Source organism: Microbulbifer sp. TB1203 (genome assembly GCF_030997045.1).
Classification (GTDB): Bacteria; Pseudomonadota; Gammaproteobacteria; order Pseudomonadales; family Cellvibrionaceae; genus Microbulbifer.
This window is the reverse complement of the sequence record NZ_CP116899.1, coordinates 1,500,723-1,514,607: the sequence shown is the minus strand read 5'-3', so window position 1 is coordinate 1,514,607 and position 13,885 is coordinate 1,500,723. Positions and strand designations below refer to the sequence as shown.

The window sequence follows — 13,885 nt, the reverse complement described above, 5'->3', positions numbered from 1 at the left end:
CACCACATATACGAACACTCGACTCTCGCTTGAGTCCTCAAAGTGGTCGCCTGGCATCTGGATCGTTTTTCCCAGGCCGCCATCCTCTGGTTGAATTTTGTTCAGATTGCCTGTAAAGGATACCATCGTCAAGGGCTTGGGTGCCCGTTTGGCATCTCTGCGCGTCGAAGCGGAAGTCGCCAACGGCCAGTGGACCGCCACCAAGGCCATTATGAGCCGCAGCGCGCGAATTCTGATGGAGGGGTGGGTGCGGGTCCCAGGCGATTCTTTCTAAGGAGAGCAGGGCGGGATTTCCCGCCCCACGGTGCGCCGGCCGCCTTTGCCAATTGCCGCGCGAAGCCGTGCGGCAAAGGGAAACGCCCGGAGGGAATGGGTTACTTGTCAGCTGATTGCTGGCTCTGGTCGATAAACTCGTTGATTTTGTATTGCAAGTAGATACTGTTGAACAGGAAAGTCATGACCGGGCCCAGGCGATAGGCAGAGCCGGTGCTCTGACTCATGAGATCCTGCAGGCGGTTTTTGACTTTAAACAGGCTCGCGAGGTAAGTCACTATATAGCCGATGTACACCATCAGATAAAAAATGCCCATCTCAGGGATGATAAACCCTGCCAAGAAGGTCAGTGCACAAAATATTGCCATCAGGTAGAACCAGGCGGGAGCGATCGGATTGTCGTGGATGCGGTTGACCACTTGGGCGCGGGTGCAAATCCAGTAAACAGGGTAAATTCCCAAGGTAACAATTGAGAGAATAAATACCCACCAGGCGCTGAAGCGCTGGAAGTCGCCGGAAATGAGATCATCAGTTGCGGCAGTCAGTTCGGAAGTTGGTGCACTATACGGATTGGATTCCATCGGAAGGTTCCTTTGATCTTGTTTTTCTTGCGCCGTGCCGACCCTTCTACTCATAGGGGGTTGGCGTAAGCTTCCACCAAAGCGTATCACAGGCCGATACCTTGGTCATTCGGCTTGTAGAACCGTGGAAACAAAGTTCTGCCACTGCTGCAACACGATATCCCGTCCCTGAGAAAGCTGGTCCGAGCCCTTGAATACTCGTCATGCCGGACTTGATCCGGCATCCAGTACCGCTGAACCCGCCGAAATCAACGGACTTAGCAAATTACCGCGGCGCCGCTTGATATCTCATCATCAAAATATCCCGCCCCTGTTTCACATAGGTCTGGAAGCGGTCAACGGTGGAAAACTGGGCCCGAGTCCTTGAATACTTGTCATGCCGGACTTGATCCGGCATCCAGTACCGCTGAGTCCGTCGAAATCAACGGGCTTTGCAAATTACCGCGGCGCCCCTCGATATCTCATAATCAGAATATCCCGCCCCTGTTTCACATAGGTCTGGAAGCGGTCAACGGTGGAAAACTGGGCCCAAGTCCTTGAATACTCGTCATGCCGGACTTGATCCGGCATCCAGTACCGCTGAACCTGCCGAAATCAACGGGCTTAGCAAATTACCGCGGCGCCCCTTGATATCTCATAATCAGAATATCCCGCCCCTGTTTCACATAGGTCTGGAAGCGGTCAATGATCGCAGAAGGCTGCCCAGCCTCATCAACCACCACAAACCCCAAAGATTCATAGAATGGCACCAAATGCCTATACGGAAAGGTAAAAGTACTCCCGTCAAACGCCCCCGCCATACCCCTCAATAACAGTCGCGCTACACCTCGACCACGAAACTCCTCCGCCACAGCCACCCCCGCCAGCAACTGGCAATCCGCCAGCTTCCTCAGACAACCACAGGCAACAATCTGCCCCTGATCGCCCCGAACGACCATGCACGGCTCATTCCGCCGCGCTTTGCCGCGGAATTTGTGCATGCGGTAGAATTTGTTGGCCAACGGCATCTCCGCCTCGGAAAGCCACTGCGCCGAGAATGAGTGCCCCGAAAAATCCTGATCTTCAGTCATCTATGCCGCGCCAAACCTGCCCAACCTGCCAACGCCCGCTGAAGGTCTGCTACTGCAGCGCACTGGTCGAGATCGCCAATCGAATTGAGGTGCTGATCATACAGCACCCCCTGGAACAGAAGCACCCGTTCAACACCGGGCGTATGGCGCACCTGTGTCTGAAGAATAGTGAGCTGGTGGTGGCGGAAAGCCTGTCCGAGGCAGAGCTGGCACAGCTGCTGACTCCCCGTTCAGCCTTGTTGTACCCTTTCCTGAGCTGGCTGCCGGAAGTAGAGCAGATGGAGCCTGGCACGCTGCAGCCCGAGGATCTGGAACAACTGGTGGTGATCGACGCTACTTGGCGGAAGTCCAAGAAAATGCTCCACCTCCACCCGGCGCTGCAGCAGTTGCCCCGGATCAGTTTGGCAGGAGAGTGGGGTTCCAACTACCAGATTCGGCATTCCTCGCTTGCGAACAGCCTGTCGACTTTGGAAAGCATTGTGATAACTATGCAGCAACTGGAGCCGGAGCGGGATTTTAAGGTCATGCTGCGGCCATTTGAAAAGATGATCGCGCTGCAAAAAGCCAATTTTTAGCCAGAAAAAATCTGAGGATAATTGGGGACTCTATAGGGAAGCCTGCAGCTCAGCTCGGAACCCGAAATCGTGGACGAAACATGATTCACGGCGCACCTCATGGCGCAGTGGAAATGGACCTGATCGACAAGGTGGAAGACGCAGCCAACCGCCAGGATACCCCCAAGGTCGCATTCGTCGCGCCGCCCCAGGGCTATGTGGCATCCAGTGGCAAGGAAGTGGTAGTGGATGATATCGACCTGCTGGTGCGCGCCCTGTCCATGGGCAAACTGCACCACGCCATGATGGGCACCGCCGCCGTGGCTATCGGCACCGCTGCCGCCATCCCCGGCACCCTGGTCAATCTGGCCGCTGGGGGAGGGGAGCCCAATGCCGTTACTTTCGGCCATCCGTCCGGCACATTGCGGGTCGGTGCGGAAGCAGAAGTCGTCAATGGACAATGGACTGCCACCAAGGCGATAATGAGCCGCAGTGCGCGGGTTCTGATGGAAGGGTGGGTGCGGGTGTCTGGGGAGTGCTTTTAGTCCGGTTTGCAGGAGGGTCAGCGAAAATCTGTGAGTACTGTTTAAGCTGATTTCGGAAGCTGAAAAAGCGGGTTAGGTTCCGGCTCGCTTTTTTATGTTTGTTAAATTGAATTAAATTGGCAAATTTGCGTATCAAGAGAGCGCAATGAAATGAGCACAGCCCCTACATTCGACTCAAACGGAACTAACGACCTGCAATCTCAGCACTTTTGGAGTCAAACTGTAGCCAATTGATTATGATGCAAACAATCTCTTCAGTGGACAAATGTGTCCGCCCCTTCACAGCACATTCCCACACTGTCATAACCTTCCAACCCAAACTTTCATAAATGGCGAGGTTCTTTGCATCCCTTGCAACATTGGAATTTATCTTCTCTCTCCAAAAGTCAACGCGAGTTGACGGCCATTTGAACAAATGACAATTATGTCGGTGCCAGAAGCATCCATTGATCAGAATGATCGCCCGGTACTTAGGAAAGACAAGATCTGGCTTTCCTGGCAACTTCCTGTAATGAATCCTATATCGAAATCCCTCTCGAAACAGCGCCTTCCTGATAGCAATTTCTGGCTTAGTGTCTTTCCCTCTGATGCCAGACATCATCCTTGACCTGGTTGATTTATCAACAATATCTACCATCCAATTTTGCTCCTGGAATAAGCTGAAATTACTGGTATTCTAATCCGCTATTATATGCTTAATGATCAATAAATGAACAAAGATATTGCTGTAATTGACCTATTTGCCGGCCCTGGCGGACTTGGGGAAGGCTTCTCATCTTTAAAAGTGGAAAATTATCATCCTTTCGAGATCAAGATTTCCGTAGAAAAAGAGGAAAGCGCCCACAAGACTCTCACATTAAGGTCATTTTATCGAAAGTTCTCTGGAAAAGGAGTACCCAAGGAATACTACGAATATTTAAGGGACGAGAGGCTTGGCACTAGTCACCTATCCAACTCCTATCCTGAAGAATGGGAAAGTGCCAGAAAAGAAACATTATACGGTCCCAAAGAACTAGGTAATGCAGAACACGACCGAATAGTATTTGGCCGCCTCAAAGAGATCAAAAGGGCTCATGACGGTCCATTCGTTGTTATAGGAGGCCCTCCCTGCCAGGCATACTCAGTTATGGGGCGGGTGAAGAATAGTAGCTTGAAGGGGTACATCGCGGAGGACGATCGCAGGAATTTCCTGTACAAGGAATACCTGAAAGTATTGGCAGAAGTGCAGCCCGAAGTTTTTGTAATGGAAAATGTGCGCGGATTAGTGACAGCGAAGGTTCATGGAGAACCTATTTTCCCCAAAATTTTGAAAGACTTGGAATGCCCCGGCGCAGCTTTAGAGCTGACTCAAGGAACAACTACTAAGCAACATTACTATATATATTCATTGGTTAAAGAACCTGACAATAAGTTGGCTTCTGATAACTATCCCAATTATCAGGATTTGAATGATTATGTAATCAAAGCTGAAGATTACGGGGTGCCGCAGTCAAGGCATAGGGTTATCCTATTGGGGGTTCGAAAGGATCTGGCATTAAAAAAGACACCAAGAACCCTGGTGCCAGGACGGAAGGTCCATGTTAAAGACGTTATTGGCGATTTGCCAAATGTAAGAAGTGGTGTATCTAAAGAAGAAGACTCTCCTGAGTCATGGAAAAAAATTGTCCAGGAAGTTGGCTTTGACTTGGCAGGCAAACTCTTCTCTAGTGGTAGGAGTGAGCTCGCTGAGAAAGTGCTAAGCGTAGCTAACAATCTGACTGTTCCCCGGAAAAAAAGAGGGCATAAAAGATTCTTAAAATACAACCTTAACTCATCCCTCGAAAATGAAAAGCTTGCAAATTTCTATCTAGACAGCTCATTGGGAGGAATTCTTAACCACTACGCCCGGGGTCATATGAGGTCAGACCTTCAGCGATACATGTTCTGCGCCAGCTATGCGGAACTAAACAGGAGGGACAGGAATCCATCCCCAACAAAGAGCGAATTCCCTGGTTTTTTAGCCCCAAAACACAAAAGCTGGGATAGCGGTAAGTTTTCAGATAGATTTAGGGTGCAGATAAAAAACCGTTACGCGACAACAATCACGAGCCATATAGGCCGAGACGGCCATTACTTTATTCACTATGATCCAAAGCAATGTCGAAGCCTGACTGTTAGGGAGGCAGCTAGAATTCAGACATTTCCTGACAACTATTGCTTTGAAGGAAACCAGACCCAGCAATATGTGCAAGTCGGTAATGCTGTCCCACCTTATCTAGCTAGGCAGATCGCAGGTATAGTATTTCAGCTTATCCAGTAGAGAAGAGAGTAAGCACTTCTCTACTGAAACTCAGCTATATTCATTAAAAATGGCTATAGTCTGGCGAACCTATTCTGCTCATAAATACCCCAAGTCGCTGAACTAGAGCGGGAACAAACTCAGGGGATAACGCGGCAATTTTTTCGAGCTCTTCTTCCCTGCCGCTCCCAATTACAATGGTTGTTATGTCACTAAAATCGACGAAAAAAGGACCTTGGGCGTCTTCGAATGGTTTCGTAATTTCAGGTAAAAAGTGCAGGCTGAAATTTCCATCTTGGTGCCCATAGTATTTCTTTCTGAAACTCGAGTACGCTTCGCCTATTTTTTTTTTCAGTTTTGTTTGTCGTTGTTCATTTGCCCCTTTAAGTTGACTGGTCAATCCGGCAACTTTTTCATCTACCTTCTTCTTTTCTTCAGTCCAGCACTCTGCGATTTTCATCTTGGAAAATAGCAGAGTGCTGCCGGGAGAAAGCCTCTCCAGGTCACAGCGAGGAGTAACAAGAATATAATGAGAATCACCAATTTTAACGATGTCTCCGGTATGAAATCTATCCTGTGATGGTGGCTGAAAGTACCACTCTTCCGGATGAACTTTACCTTCTCCCTCCTCAAGAAATTTTGAATACAGGTGCGAAGTTATATGGCGGGTGATGCTGGAGGAAATAAAGTCGCCATTCTCGTCGCTTGCTGATTTCCAGCCCGGCCATCTTGGCCAAATTGAAGCATAGAAAAGGTCGGCCATTTTTGAGGCAATATTGGACTTAACAGTTTTCATGGCTTCGATGATGTCGGACTTTTCTCTCAGCCAAGATAGAACCTCCTCATGAACTGATCTTTCTTCTGAAGAGTCAGCCTTGGTAAAAATTCGCACGAGACCCTTGTAATGTGCATCACCAATATTTACTGCATCAGGTTCGCCGGTCACGTGAGCAACTAAGACTATTTCTGAGCGCAGCAAGAGATCTCTAACGTCATTTCCTTCTGTGGTCGCTTCCTGTACTCCAATAGGATTTTCCAGCCTAATATCAACGATAGCTGCATCGTATTTATTACTATTTATTAATTTTTCCGCTTGTTCATAAGATGAAGCGTAATCTGCGCTGTAGTTCTCCTCATTTTTTGCATTGTTTCTTTCAATTTGCCTTTTCCATGTATCTACTTGTGCAGCATCATCTTCAACTATTAATAGTCTGGCCCCATCCATCTCTAACCACCTAAAGGAAAATCAATAATAAAAGTTGTATGTACGGCGTCTGCATCTAAATACAAATCACCATTGCTGGCCCTGCAGGCCTCTCTTGCAATAGCTAGTCCCAAGCCGTTGCCGTCCGACTTGAGGGAAAACCCCGCATCAAACAGCCTGCCTTGATATGCTTCATCAATTTCCGGGCCGCTATTTGAAATAGAAATAAAGGCCTTGTTTTTGTCGCTTCTAGCATCGATTGCTAGCTGTCTCTCTCCCCCCTCGACAGTTGACAGCCAATGAGCTGCATTTTCGATAATGTTCAAAAACGCTGCATTCAAGTCCTCTCGATAGCCGTAACACTTAATTCCTGCAGGGAAATCACACTTCACCTCGATTCCATCACTGCCAAGTTTGTTCTGGAGAATTGATAGAGCATCATCCAATACTTCTTCAGCCTTGAAATTGGTGGGTCTACCTCTCCTTCGACCTGAAATCGGGTCAAGTCTCTTAAAAAGTTTGGCTAAAGCTGTCCCACCGGAAAGCAAAGTTTCAATCTCGGTAGGAAAATTTCTCCGGTATAGCTCTCCAATTTTGCTATCTTCGAAAGCATATTTATGATCTGCCTTTAATGTTTTTGCGGAGGTTAACATTGGATCTAGCCGACGACGCCCCTCATGGATAACCTCTGCGACAACCAGTCCAAGTGCAGACCGTGACTGTAGTAGCTTCTGATAAGCGTCGACTTCGTCCAGCATGTCGTTGATTGCCATCGCGTCTTTATCAATTGCCGCAACTAGCTTGGATCTGTATTCCTGGGGCACTTTCTCCAGCGCTTTACTGACTTGTTTCAGCTTCGACGCCTCGCGAGCCTTTTCCAGGTTGGTTGCAGGCTTTCTTCCAATGCCTGCTTTTTCCCGGAAATCAAATCGTCGTTCCTCAATGTGCGGTAAAAGTTGATAGATTAGAGATTTAAGTCGCCGGTATGCTCCATTTTCTTCGAGACCTTCCCTGCTGCTCTTTTCAATAATTCCTGACTCAATCTCATCTTCAATTTCCACATAGCCGGAAACCTGATCTGAACCCAGTCGCTTTGATGGTTCCTGAACACGTTTTGCTTGTAACCCTAACCAATCAAAATCTGGGTCGCCATATGGCCTAATTCGAAATCCATTCCTGGAAATTGAAACGCCAGAAAAATCCCTGAGGATTTTTCTAGCGTTTCTCACTCCAAAATTTGAAAAATTCAGCTGCATTCTTCCGAATAATTTTTCTATCGAGTCTGGTTCTTTATCAAAAATATTTAGCCGAATTTTTACTGGGCCACAAGAACGTTCTCCTTCTTGCAGCGCCAATGGAGGTAGCTCGATAGGTTGAGCCGCATTATCACCACGCTGGATCTGAAATATCCCCTGAAACGTGCCATCGTTTAAAAAGTGGCCTTCCAGTCTGTAGTCGGTAATTTCTCCAACCTCATACGGCTGAATGAGATGCTTATCTTCACCCTCGAGCGCAGCTTCTGTGGATATATGAAGACTACTATTCTGCTGATTAAAAATAGTGGCGCCATCAAAGGTTGAGTTATTTTCGTTAAAGCACTCAATATCCAGGTAAATTGAAAACTTATCTTCTTTTCTGGGGTGAGACAATCTTCTGAGTTCGATGATAAGATGTTCTAGCTGTTTTTTGGTCCAAACTTCACGTAGTTGAGCTACTTCAATTTCTACGCCTGTGGCAGTACTTTTTTCAACGCTTTCCTTCACTATATCCAGATCTATATCTTCAAGATATTTTTCAGCGGTAAAGGAAGACCAATCTACACAGATACTGCTGCGCTCCAAACTTCCGGTTTCGGTATTCTCTGCAGTGGTAGTCAGTAAGCTTATTTCGCCTAATCTCGATACTGCAAATCTGCCAATGCCTTTGGCGCCTAAAAGTCTTCTGGCCCCGCTTCGGGACCAAAGGTTCTTAATCTTCGCATCTGTGGCAGGTTCGAGCCAATTGTCAACAATTTCTTCATAGGTCATTCCATGACCATCATCTTTAACGATGATGGAGAGGCCTTCCATATCGGAATATCCAAACTTGACCTTTGCATAAGTTGCTTCAGCATCATATGAATTCTTGACCAATTCGATTATCGCAGCTTCAGGACCGCTGATTAGCTGGTCACCAATTGTTCGGATAATCCGGGCCCTAGGCTTTAGCTTTGCCATTTAATGGTTCTCGTTTGATTTCCTGCACTAGAAGCTAGGCTGCTATCATTGCTTAGAATAACAAGTCTGGTTTATAGAAGTAAGTCCTGATTCAATCTACCCTGGGAATATTAAGTGGTCTACCAGACTCCCGTTCCCATATCATCCGTTCAGATAGATGAAGAGAGCACAGGGCCAAAGAGAGCACAAGGTTAGGTCTTATATTTGACATGGCCTGCAAGGATCACGGGGTCAAAGGATCACGGGGTCAGGCCTAAGGATCACGGGGTCAGGCCTTACCTAAGGATCACGGAGTCAGGCCTTACATTTGACATGGTCCCATTAATGGGTGACCCCATTCATTCATTACGGCACGTTAGTGTTGGCGGCTGGTGGAATGCGACATGCAGGAAACTCGAGTCGCCATCTGGTGGTTTTTTATCCGCTAGCGGATAGAGGAAGTAAAATAAAGGGTCTTTTAAACAAGTGAACGGAGTTGCATTGGGGCTCTAGCGGTTAAAAAGTGGCCGCTGGCGGCCTGGTGCGTTCTAAAGTCTAGATATACACGAATGACAGGAAAAGAATGAGGCGCAAGTAGCGTTTCAAAACGTCCCGCACACCGCATTAAATAGCCTGGTGCCAGTATTTCCCTTGAGCTGAACCAGCTGTAGGCATCCGGGCTCTGATGTTGTTTTCACATTTCAGCGACTTTTTAGTCACATTGGTGCTGCTAACCTCCCAGCGTTTCACCAAATAAAAACGGCAGATTGTTGGAGGGATAGCAATATGAGCAGGCAATTGAGACGGGTATCGCGGTTGACTCTATCGGCGCTCCTGATTGGATTTCCACTTTTTACCCAGGCAGCAGAGGCGCCCGGTGCGCTGACTTTCGTAGTCAGAGATCAGAACACTGACCGGCCACTCTCAGCGGTGGAGGTCACGATCGAGGAACGGGAAACCAATTCCACGCGATCTGTAGAAACCGACGCACAAGGTCGCATCGTCGTTGAACAGCTCGACCCCGGCCTCTACTCGGTGAGGGTAGCCAAAGGCGGGTTCAATGCATTGTATGAGCCAAGCGTACGCGTGGTTACGCGCAAAAATATCAAGCTTGAATTCGAGCTTGGGGGGCAGGCAATTGAGGAGGTGGCGGTTCTCGGACAGCAAGCTGAAGCATTATCAGTTAACAGCACCTATCTCGATAGAGAAGCGTTGCGAAGTGCTGTTGGCGGCGGTGCAGATCCGCTCCTCTCGCTGGATGGTTTACCTGGCCTGGCATCCGCCAGTGAATTCGCGAGCTTTAGCGTACGCGGCCGTGGCCCAAGAGATAATTTGCTATTCGTTGATGATTTTCCCTTTGACAAAGCGATACACTTTGATGCGACTCTGGGTGAAGAAGAAGATGTCGGTGGTGGCGGCCGTTTCTCGATTTTCGCACCGAACGTTATCAGTGGTGCAGAATTTTCACCGGGTGGGTGGAGTGCGGCTTATGGCGGCCGGGCAGCATCGCTACTCAAACTGGAAGTCGCCGATGGCAATCCAAGCCCTTCAGCAAGTCTGCGCCTCGACCTTGCGGGCTATGAAGTTGGTTACGACGGCCCTACCGGTATCACGGAAGACTCTACGTTGCTCGTTTCTGCTCGACGACTGGATTTCGGCGCTTTTTTTGAAACTATCGAAGAACTCGATATTGGGGAGCCTGTCTTAAGAGACATCATCGTAAAGTCGGTCATACCAATCAACCAGAACCACACGTTCGAAATTCTACTGATAGATACACGCGAAGACTATACCCGCGGCGTGACTCACGTTTTCGAGTCGATCAATTTCGAAGATGCTGCGCTTCAAGATTCTGAACAGGATAGTGATTTGTACGGTCTGACATTGCGATCATTGATCGGTGAAGAAGCTGTCTTGACCAACAAGATTTACTACCGCACAAGCGACAAGATTAGTTCAGAGGGTGAATCATTTCCTGATCTGGTACCTGCGGGATCGCCCGCGTCCAGCTTTCCGGTGCGGGAAGACATTATTACCATCGGTGAAGATGAGACAGAGATCGGCTGGCGAAGCGACTTCGAGACAGTGAATCAATGGGGCGTGTTCAGTGCCGGCGTTCGAGTAACGCAAATTGAACTGGACTATGACACCGTCTTGGATGGCGATTGGGTCCGATTTGTCTACGACGACGATGATTTTAGACCAGACCCAGATCAGCGTTATATTGTTCTGACGCCCGCGAACATCAACTCTTCACTGATTCAGAAGGAAACGAGCTATGCAAGTTATGTAGAACAGCTTTTTGAGCGAGGCGATTGGGATTTTCGCACAGGCGTGCGGTTCGAGCGGGACGGTTTTGCAGACCAAAGCTTCGCGTCGCCCAGGTTCAGCGTCAATTGGCGGCCGAGTAAAACGGTTAGATATTTTGCGACTGCAGGGCTCTTTCACCAGTCGCCACGGTTTTTAGACCTTGCCGCTAACGAGTCGAACGACCTTGAGAACGAAGAAATCACGCACGGTAGTATCGGTTTTGAATATTTTCCGAACAACAGTTGGTCGGTGTTGACGGAAGCCTATTATCAAAACCTCGACAATCTGGTGGTAGACCTTGATCGAGCAAGCGGAACCTTTGCAAACATTGGTGACGGCACATCGTACGGCGTTGATGTCGTGGCCAACGGTATGATTCGCGAGGGTATTTACGCTACCGCAACTTACTCTTATAACGATGCCGAAGTCGACCGGAAAGACGGACGCGGTGACGTTGCCGCCGAATTCAGCCGCGAGCATGTCGCTACCCTCGGCCTGACCTGGGAGATCAGCAACCGCTGGAAGGTAGCCGGGCGCTACAAATATCTCTCCGGCAGGCCGGACGACGTCTTTATTATTCACTCAGACGTATTGGGAGCTGGACAACCTCTACGCTTCTCGAAAGAGATCACTGAGCGCAATGTCGGTCGCAATAGCGGTTCCGGATCGTTGAACGTTCGCGTTGACTACCGGCGCGCATTTGGCCCTATCGATGTAACAGCCTTTCTCGATGTCATCAACGTAACGGCAGCGTCGTCGAGCGACGACTCCGAGTTTGACTACCGCCGAGGCATTGAGGTGGAAGACGATAGCGAAGCCGAGCCGCTTATTGGCCTGCGGCTGGACTATGCCTGGTAAATCGTGCCTGGTAAGGGGGAGCAGCAGATGGTACACGTGCTTGGTGCCGTGCCGATTAGAGTGTTGATTGTCGAAGACAACCGCGACATTTGCGAGAACATTGCCGCGTATCTTGAAAAGCATAGCTATGTTATGGATTTTGCCTATGACGGTATAAGCGCGATGCACCTGGCGTTGACGAATCGGTTCGACGTTATTGTTCTGGACCTCATGCTTCCAAGGATGGATGGCCTGAGTTTCTGCCAAAAGCTGCGAACTGATGCCGGAATAGAAACGCCCGTGCTTATGCTAACGGCGAGAGACACGCTTGACGATAAACTTAAGGGGTTCAGGGCGGGAGCCGATGACTATTTGGTAAAGCCATTCGCATTGCAAGAGCTCCATGCGCGACTGCAGGCGTTGTACAAACGTAGACACGGAAAAACCGACAACCTGTTAACTGTAGGTGATCTGACGATGAATCGGTCCACGCTGCAAGTGCATCGCGCGGGGCGGCGCATCGATCTCACCCCTGCTGGCATGAGACTACTTCAACGTTTGATGGAGACGGCGCCGTCTGTTGTGGCTCGCGATGATCTCGAAACTTTGTTGTGGGCTGACGAGCGCCCCGATGGTGATGCGCTTCGCTCGCATATGTACAAGCTGCGGCAGGCCATCGATAGGCCGTTTGATAGCCCGTTAATTCATACGGTGCATCGAATCGGGTACCGAATTGCGGAGGATGCTCAGTAATGTACCGGTACAGTTTACGTAAGCGTGTCGCCATTGCATTTGCAATGTGTGTTGCTGTACTCAGCGTGGCCTGGGGGTTCGCTTTCTTCTCTGCGATCAGGTTGAGCGAAGACCGTGTGCTGGCGAGTCAGCTACAGCGTGCCGCCGAAAGCTATCCCTCTCTGACGACGAACCTTCGCGGATACGATGAGGTTGGTAGCTTGCCGGAATCACTCAGGGAATGGGCGCAGACAAACCCAGATGAAGGGTTGTACGAATTCGAAGCCGAAGAGTTGCATGTCGCCGTGCTATCTACCGACAATGAAAAGCTACCTACCAACAATGAACAGCGAAACGCATTTGTGGTTTTCGACGTTGCCGGGATTGAGGCTGCGTCGTCAGAGGATTGGTGGTTGCTGCTCGTTATCACCGGAGTCGTGGGTACGCTCGGTGCTCTTGGTTTCGGGCTGGGAGTTCTTGTGATGCGTAGAGCGGTCGCCCCTGTCGCGCAACTCGCTAAAGTGGTCGCGGACATCGACCCAGAAAAACTATCGGCCGAAGATCATAAACGCATAGAGTCAAGCCGGTTCGGCGATGATGAGGTTGGCGTGCTCGCCAGGACCATGGAGAAGACGCTTGAGCGTATCAGCGCATTTGTTGAGAGGGAGCGATACTTTACCGGTTCAGCCAGTCATGAGTTGCGGACGCCGATCACTGTGATAATAGGCGCGCTTGAGCTGTTGGAACAAAGCGATCTGTCAACGACCGATGCGAAGGTGGTAGATCGAGTGAGGCGTGCGACCTTCGAAATGAAAGCCACGATTGAGATGTTCCTGTGCCTCGCTCGCGAAACCGACGACGGGTTGTATGACGAACAGTTTTCAGTGATGCCGCTGATAAGCCAGGCGATAGATCAGCAGCGCCACCTGTTGAACGGCAAGTTCGTCGATGTTGAAATCGACTTAATCGATGTCGAAATCGATGATCTAGAAAAACCCATTGCCTGCGGACATTCACAGGCTTTTTCTATCGCGGTCAATAATCTGGTGCGAAATGCATTCGAGCATACGCTTGACGGGCAGGGACCGATCAAGATTCACATCAAAGAGCACGTGCTATTCGTCACCAATCAGGTGAGTAGTGACGCTGATGAGCGGCACACACTGACCGAGGCGTCGTCGCCTAACGGGTATGGTCTGGGTCTGGGTATCGTTCAACGGCTGTGTGAACGTAATGGCTGGTCTTTTTCATTGCACGCTGATGAGGCGCGTGTAGCCGCCCGTCTTTCGTGGTGACGACGGCAGAC

General features: G+C 49.5%; 12 protein-coding genes. 7 read left to right on the top strand and 5 right to left on the bottom strand.

Annotated elements, in window-relative coordinates; translation table 11 throughout:
• Nucleotides 1-97 precede the first annotated feature (97 nt).
• Nucleotides 98-274: a PrpF domain-containing protein gene (locus tag PP263_RS06405; protein WP_308367536.1), complete on the top strand. Its 177-nt coding sequence runs from the start codon at nt 98-100 to the stop codon at nt 272-274.
• Nucleotides 275-374: 100 nt separating this feature from the next.
• Here the strand turns inward: PP263_RS06405 and PP263_RS06400 are convergent, their stop codons facing one another.
• Together PP263_RS06400 and PP263_RS06395 are read right to left on the bottom strand one after the other, a co-directional pair.
• A complete protein-coding gene (locus tag PP263_RS06400; RefSeq protein WP_308367534.1) occupies nt 375-854 on the bottom strand; it encodes a DUF4234 domain-containing protein in 480 nt (159 codons plus the stop codon).
• A 611-nt stretch (nt 855-1,465) separates the two neighbouring features.
• A complete protein-coding gene (locus PP263_RS06395) occupies nt 1,466-1,924 on the bottom strand; it encodes a GNAT family N-acetyltransferase (RefSeq protein ID WP_308367532.1) in 459 nt (152 codons plus the stop codon).
• Between PP263_RS06395 and PP263_RS06390 the strand changes: the two genes are divergently transcribed.
• Together PP263_RS06390 and PP263_RS06385 are read left to right on the top strand one after the other, a co-directional pair.
• A complete protein-coding gene (locus PP263_RS06390) occupies nt 1,891-2,499 on the top strand; it encodes a tRNA-uridine aminocarboxypropyltransferase (protein ID WP_308367530.1) in 609 nt (202 codons plus the stop codon). The two genes, PP263_RS06395 and PP263_RS06390, sit on opposite strands and share 34 nt — an antisense overlap.
• Nucleotides 2,500-2,579: 80 nt before the next feature.
• The gene (locus PP263_RS06385; RefSeq protein ID WP_308367529.1) at nt 2,580-3,023 is read left to right on the top strand and encodes a PrpF domain-containing protein; all 444 of its coding nucleotides are present in this window, start codon (nt 2,580-2,582) and stop codon (nt 3,021-3,023) included.
• A gap of 184 nt (nt 3,024-3,207) precedes the next feature.
• On the opposite strand, the gene PP263_RS06380 is transcribed toward PP263_RS06385, so the two are convergent.
• Complete coding sequence (locus PP263_RS06380; RefSeq protein ID WP_308367528.1) at nt 3,208-3,660, bottom strand: very short patch repair endonuclease; 453 nt, start codon at nt 3,658-3,660, stop codon at nt 3,208-3,210.
• A gap of 72 nt (nt 3,661-3,732) precedes the next feature.
• Between PP263_RS06380 and PP263_RS06375 the strand changes: the two genes are divergently transcribed.
• Entirely contained in the window at nt 3,733-5,322 is a 1,590-nt protein-coding gene (locus PP263_RS06375; protein ID WP_308367527.1) for a DNA (cytosine-5-)-methyltransferase, read from the top strand.
• A gap of 43 nt (nt 5,323-5,365) precedes the next feature.
• On the opposite strand, the gene PP263_RS06370 is transcribed toward PP263_RS06375, so the two are convergent.
• Both PP263_RS06370 and PP263_RS06365 read right to left on the bottom strand, forming a co-directional pair.
• Nucleotides 5,366-6,526 carry a hypothetical protein gene (locus PP263_RS06370; RefSeq protein ID WP_308367526.1) on the bottom strand — a complete coding sequence of 387 codons (1,161 nt, stop codon included), beginning with the start codon at nt 6,524-6,526 and terminating at the stop codon, nt 5,366-5,368.
• Nucleotides 6,527-6,528: 2 nt separating this feature from the next.
• Nucleotides 6,529-8,721: a sensor histidine kinase gene (locus PP263_RS06365; RefSeq protein ID WP_308367525.1), complete on the bottom strand. Its 2,193-nt coding sequence runs from the start codon at nt 8,719-8,721 to the stop codon at nt 6,529-6,531.
• 765 nt (nt 8,722-9,486) lie between these two features.
• Between PP263_RS06365 and PP263_RS06360 the strand changes: the two genes are divergently transcribed.
• Genes PP263_RS06360 through PP263_RS06350 form a run of 3 tightly spaced genes read left to right on the top strand, consistent with a single transcriptional unit; the run spans nt 9,487 to nt 13,874 of the window.
• Entirely contained in the window at nt 9,487-11,868 is a 2,382-nt protein-coding gene (locus tag PP263_RS06360) for a TonB-dependent receptor (RefSeq protein WP_308367524.1), read from the top strand.
• Between the two features lie 54 nt (nt 11,869-11,922).
• The gene (locus PP263_RS06355; protein ID WP_308368574.1) at nt 11,923-12,600 is read left to right on the top strand and encodes a response regulator transcription factor; all 678 of its coding nucleotides are present in this window, start codon (nt 11,923-11,925) and stop codon (nt 12,598-12,600) included.
• Entirely contained in the window at nt 12,600-13,874 is a 1,275-nt protein-coding gene (locus tag PP263_RS06350; RefSeq protein ID WP_308367522.1) for a HAMP domain-containing sensor histidine kinase, read from the top strand. The genes PP263_RS06355 and PP263_RS06350 overlap by 1 nt, the downstream gene beginning before the upstream one ends.
• Nucleotides 13,875-13,885: the final 11 nt, after the last annotated feature.

What these genes read in the sequence shown, in the direction of transcription:
- PP263_RS06395 (WP_308367532.1), bottom strand. Translation starts at nt 1,924, where the DNA reads ATGACTGAAGATCAGGATTTTTCGGGGCACTCATTCTCGGCGCAGTGG.
- PP263_RS06350 (WP_308367522.1), top strand. Translation starts at nt 12,600, where the DNA reads ATGTACCGGTACAGTTTACGTAAGCGTGTCGCCATTGCATTTGCAATG.
- PP263_RS06360 (WP_308367524.1), top strand. Translation starts at nt 9,487, where the DNA reads ATGAGCAGGCAATTGAGACGGGTATCGCGGTTGACTCTATCGGCGCTC.
- PP263_RS06390 (WP_308367530.1), top strand. Translation starts at nt 1,891, where the DNA reads ATGAGTGCCCCGAAAAATCCTGATCTTCAGTCATCTATGCCGCGCCAA.
- PP263_RS06365 (WP_308367525.1), bottom strand. Translation starts at nt 8,721, where the DNA reads ATGGCAAAGCTAAAGCCTAGGGCCCGGATTATCCGAACAATTGGTGAC.
- PP263_RS06380 (WP_308367528.1), bottom strand. Translation starts at nt 3,660, where the DNA reads ATGGTAGATATTGTTGATAAATCAACCAGGTCAAGGATGATGTCTGGC.
- PP263_RS06400 (WP_308367534.1), bottom strand. Translation starts at nt 854, where the DNA reads ATGGAATCCAATCCGTATAGTGCACCAACTTCCGAACTGACTGCCGCA.
- PP263_RS06375 (WP_308367527.1), top strand. Translation starts at nt 3,733, where the DNA reads ATGAACAAAGATATTGCTGTAATTGACCTATTTGCCGGCCCTGGCGGA.
- PP263_RS06370 (WP_308367526.1), bottom strand. Translation starts at nt 6,526, where the DNA reads ATGGATGGGGCCAGACTATTAATAGTTGAAGATGATGCTGCACAAGTA.
- PP263_RS06385 (WP_308367529.1), top strand. Translation starts at nt 2,580, where the DNA reads ATGATTCACGGCGCACCTCATGGCGCAGTGGAAATGGACCTGATCGAC.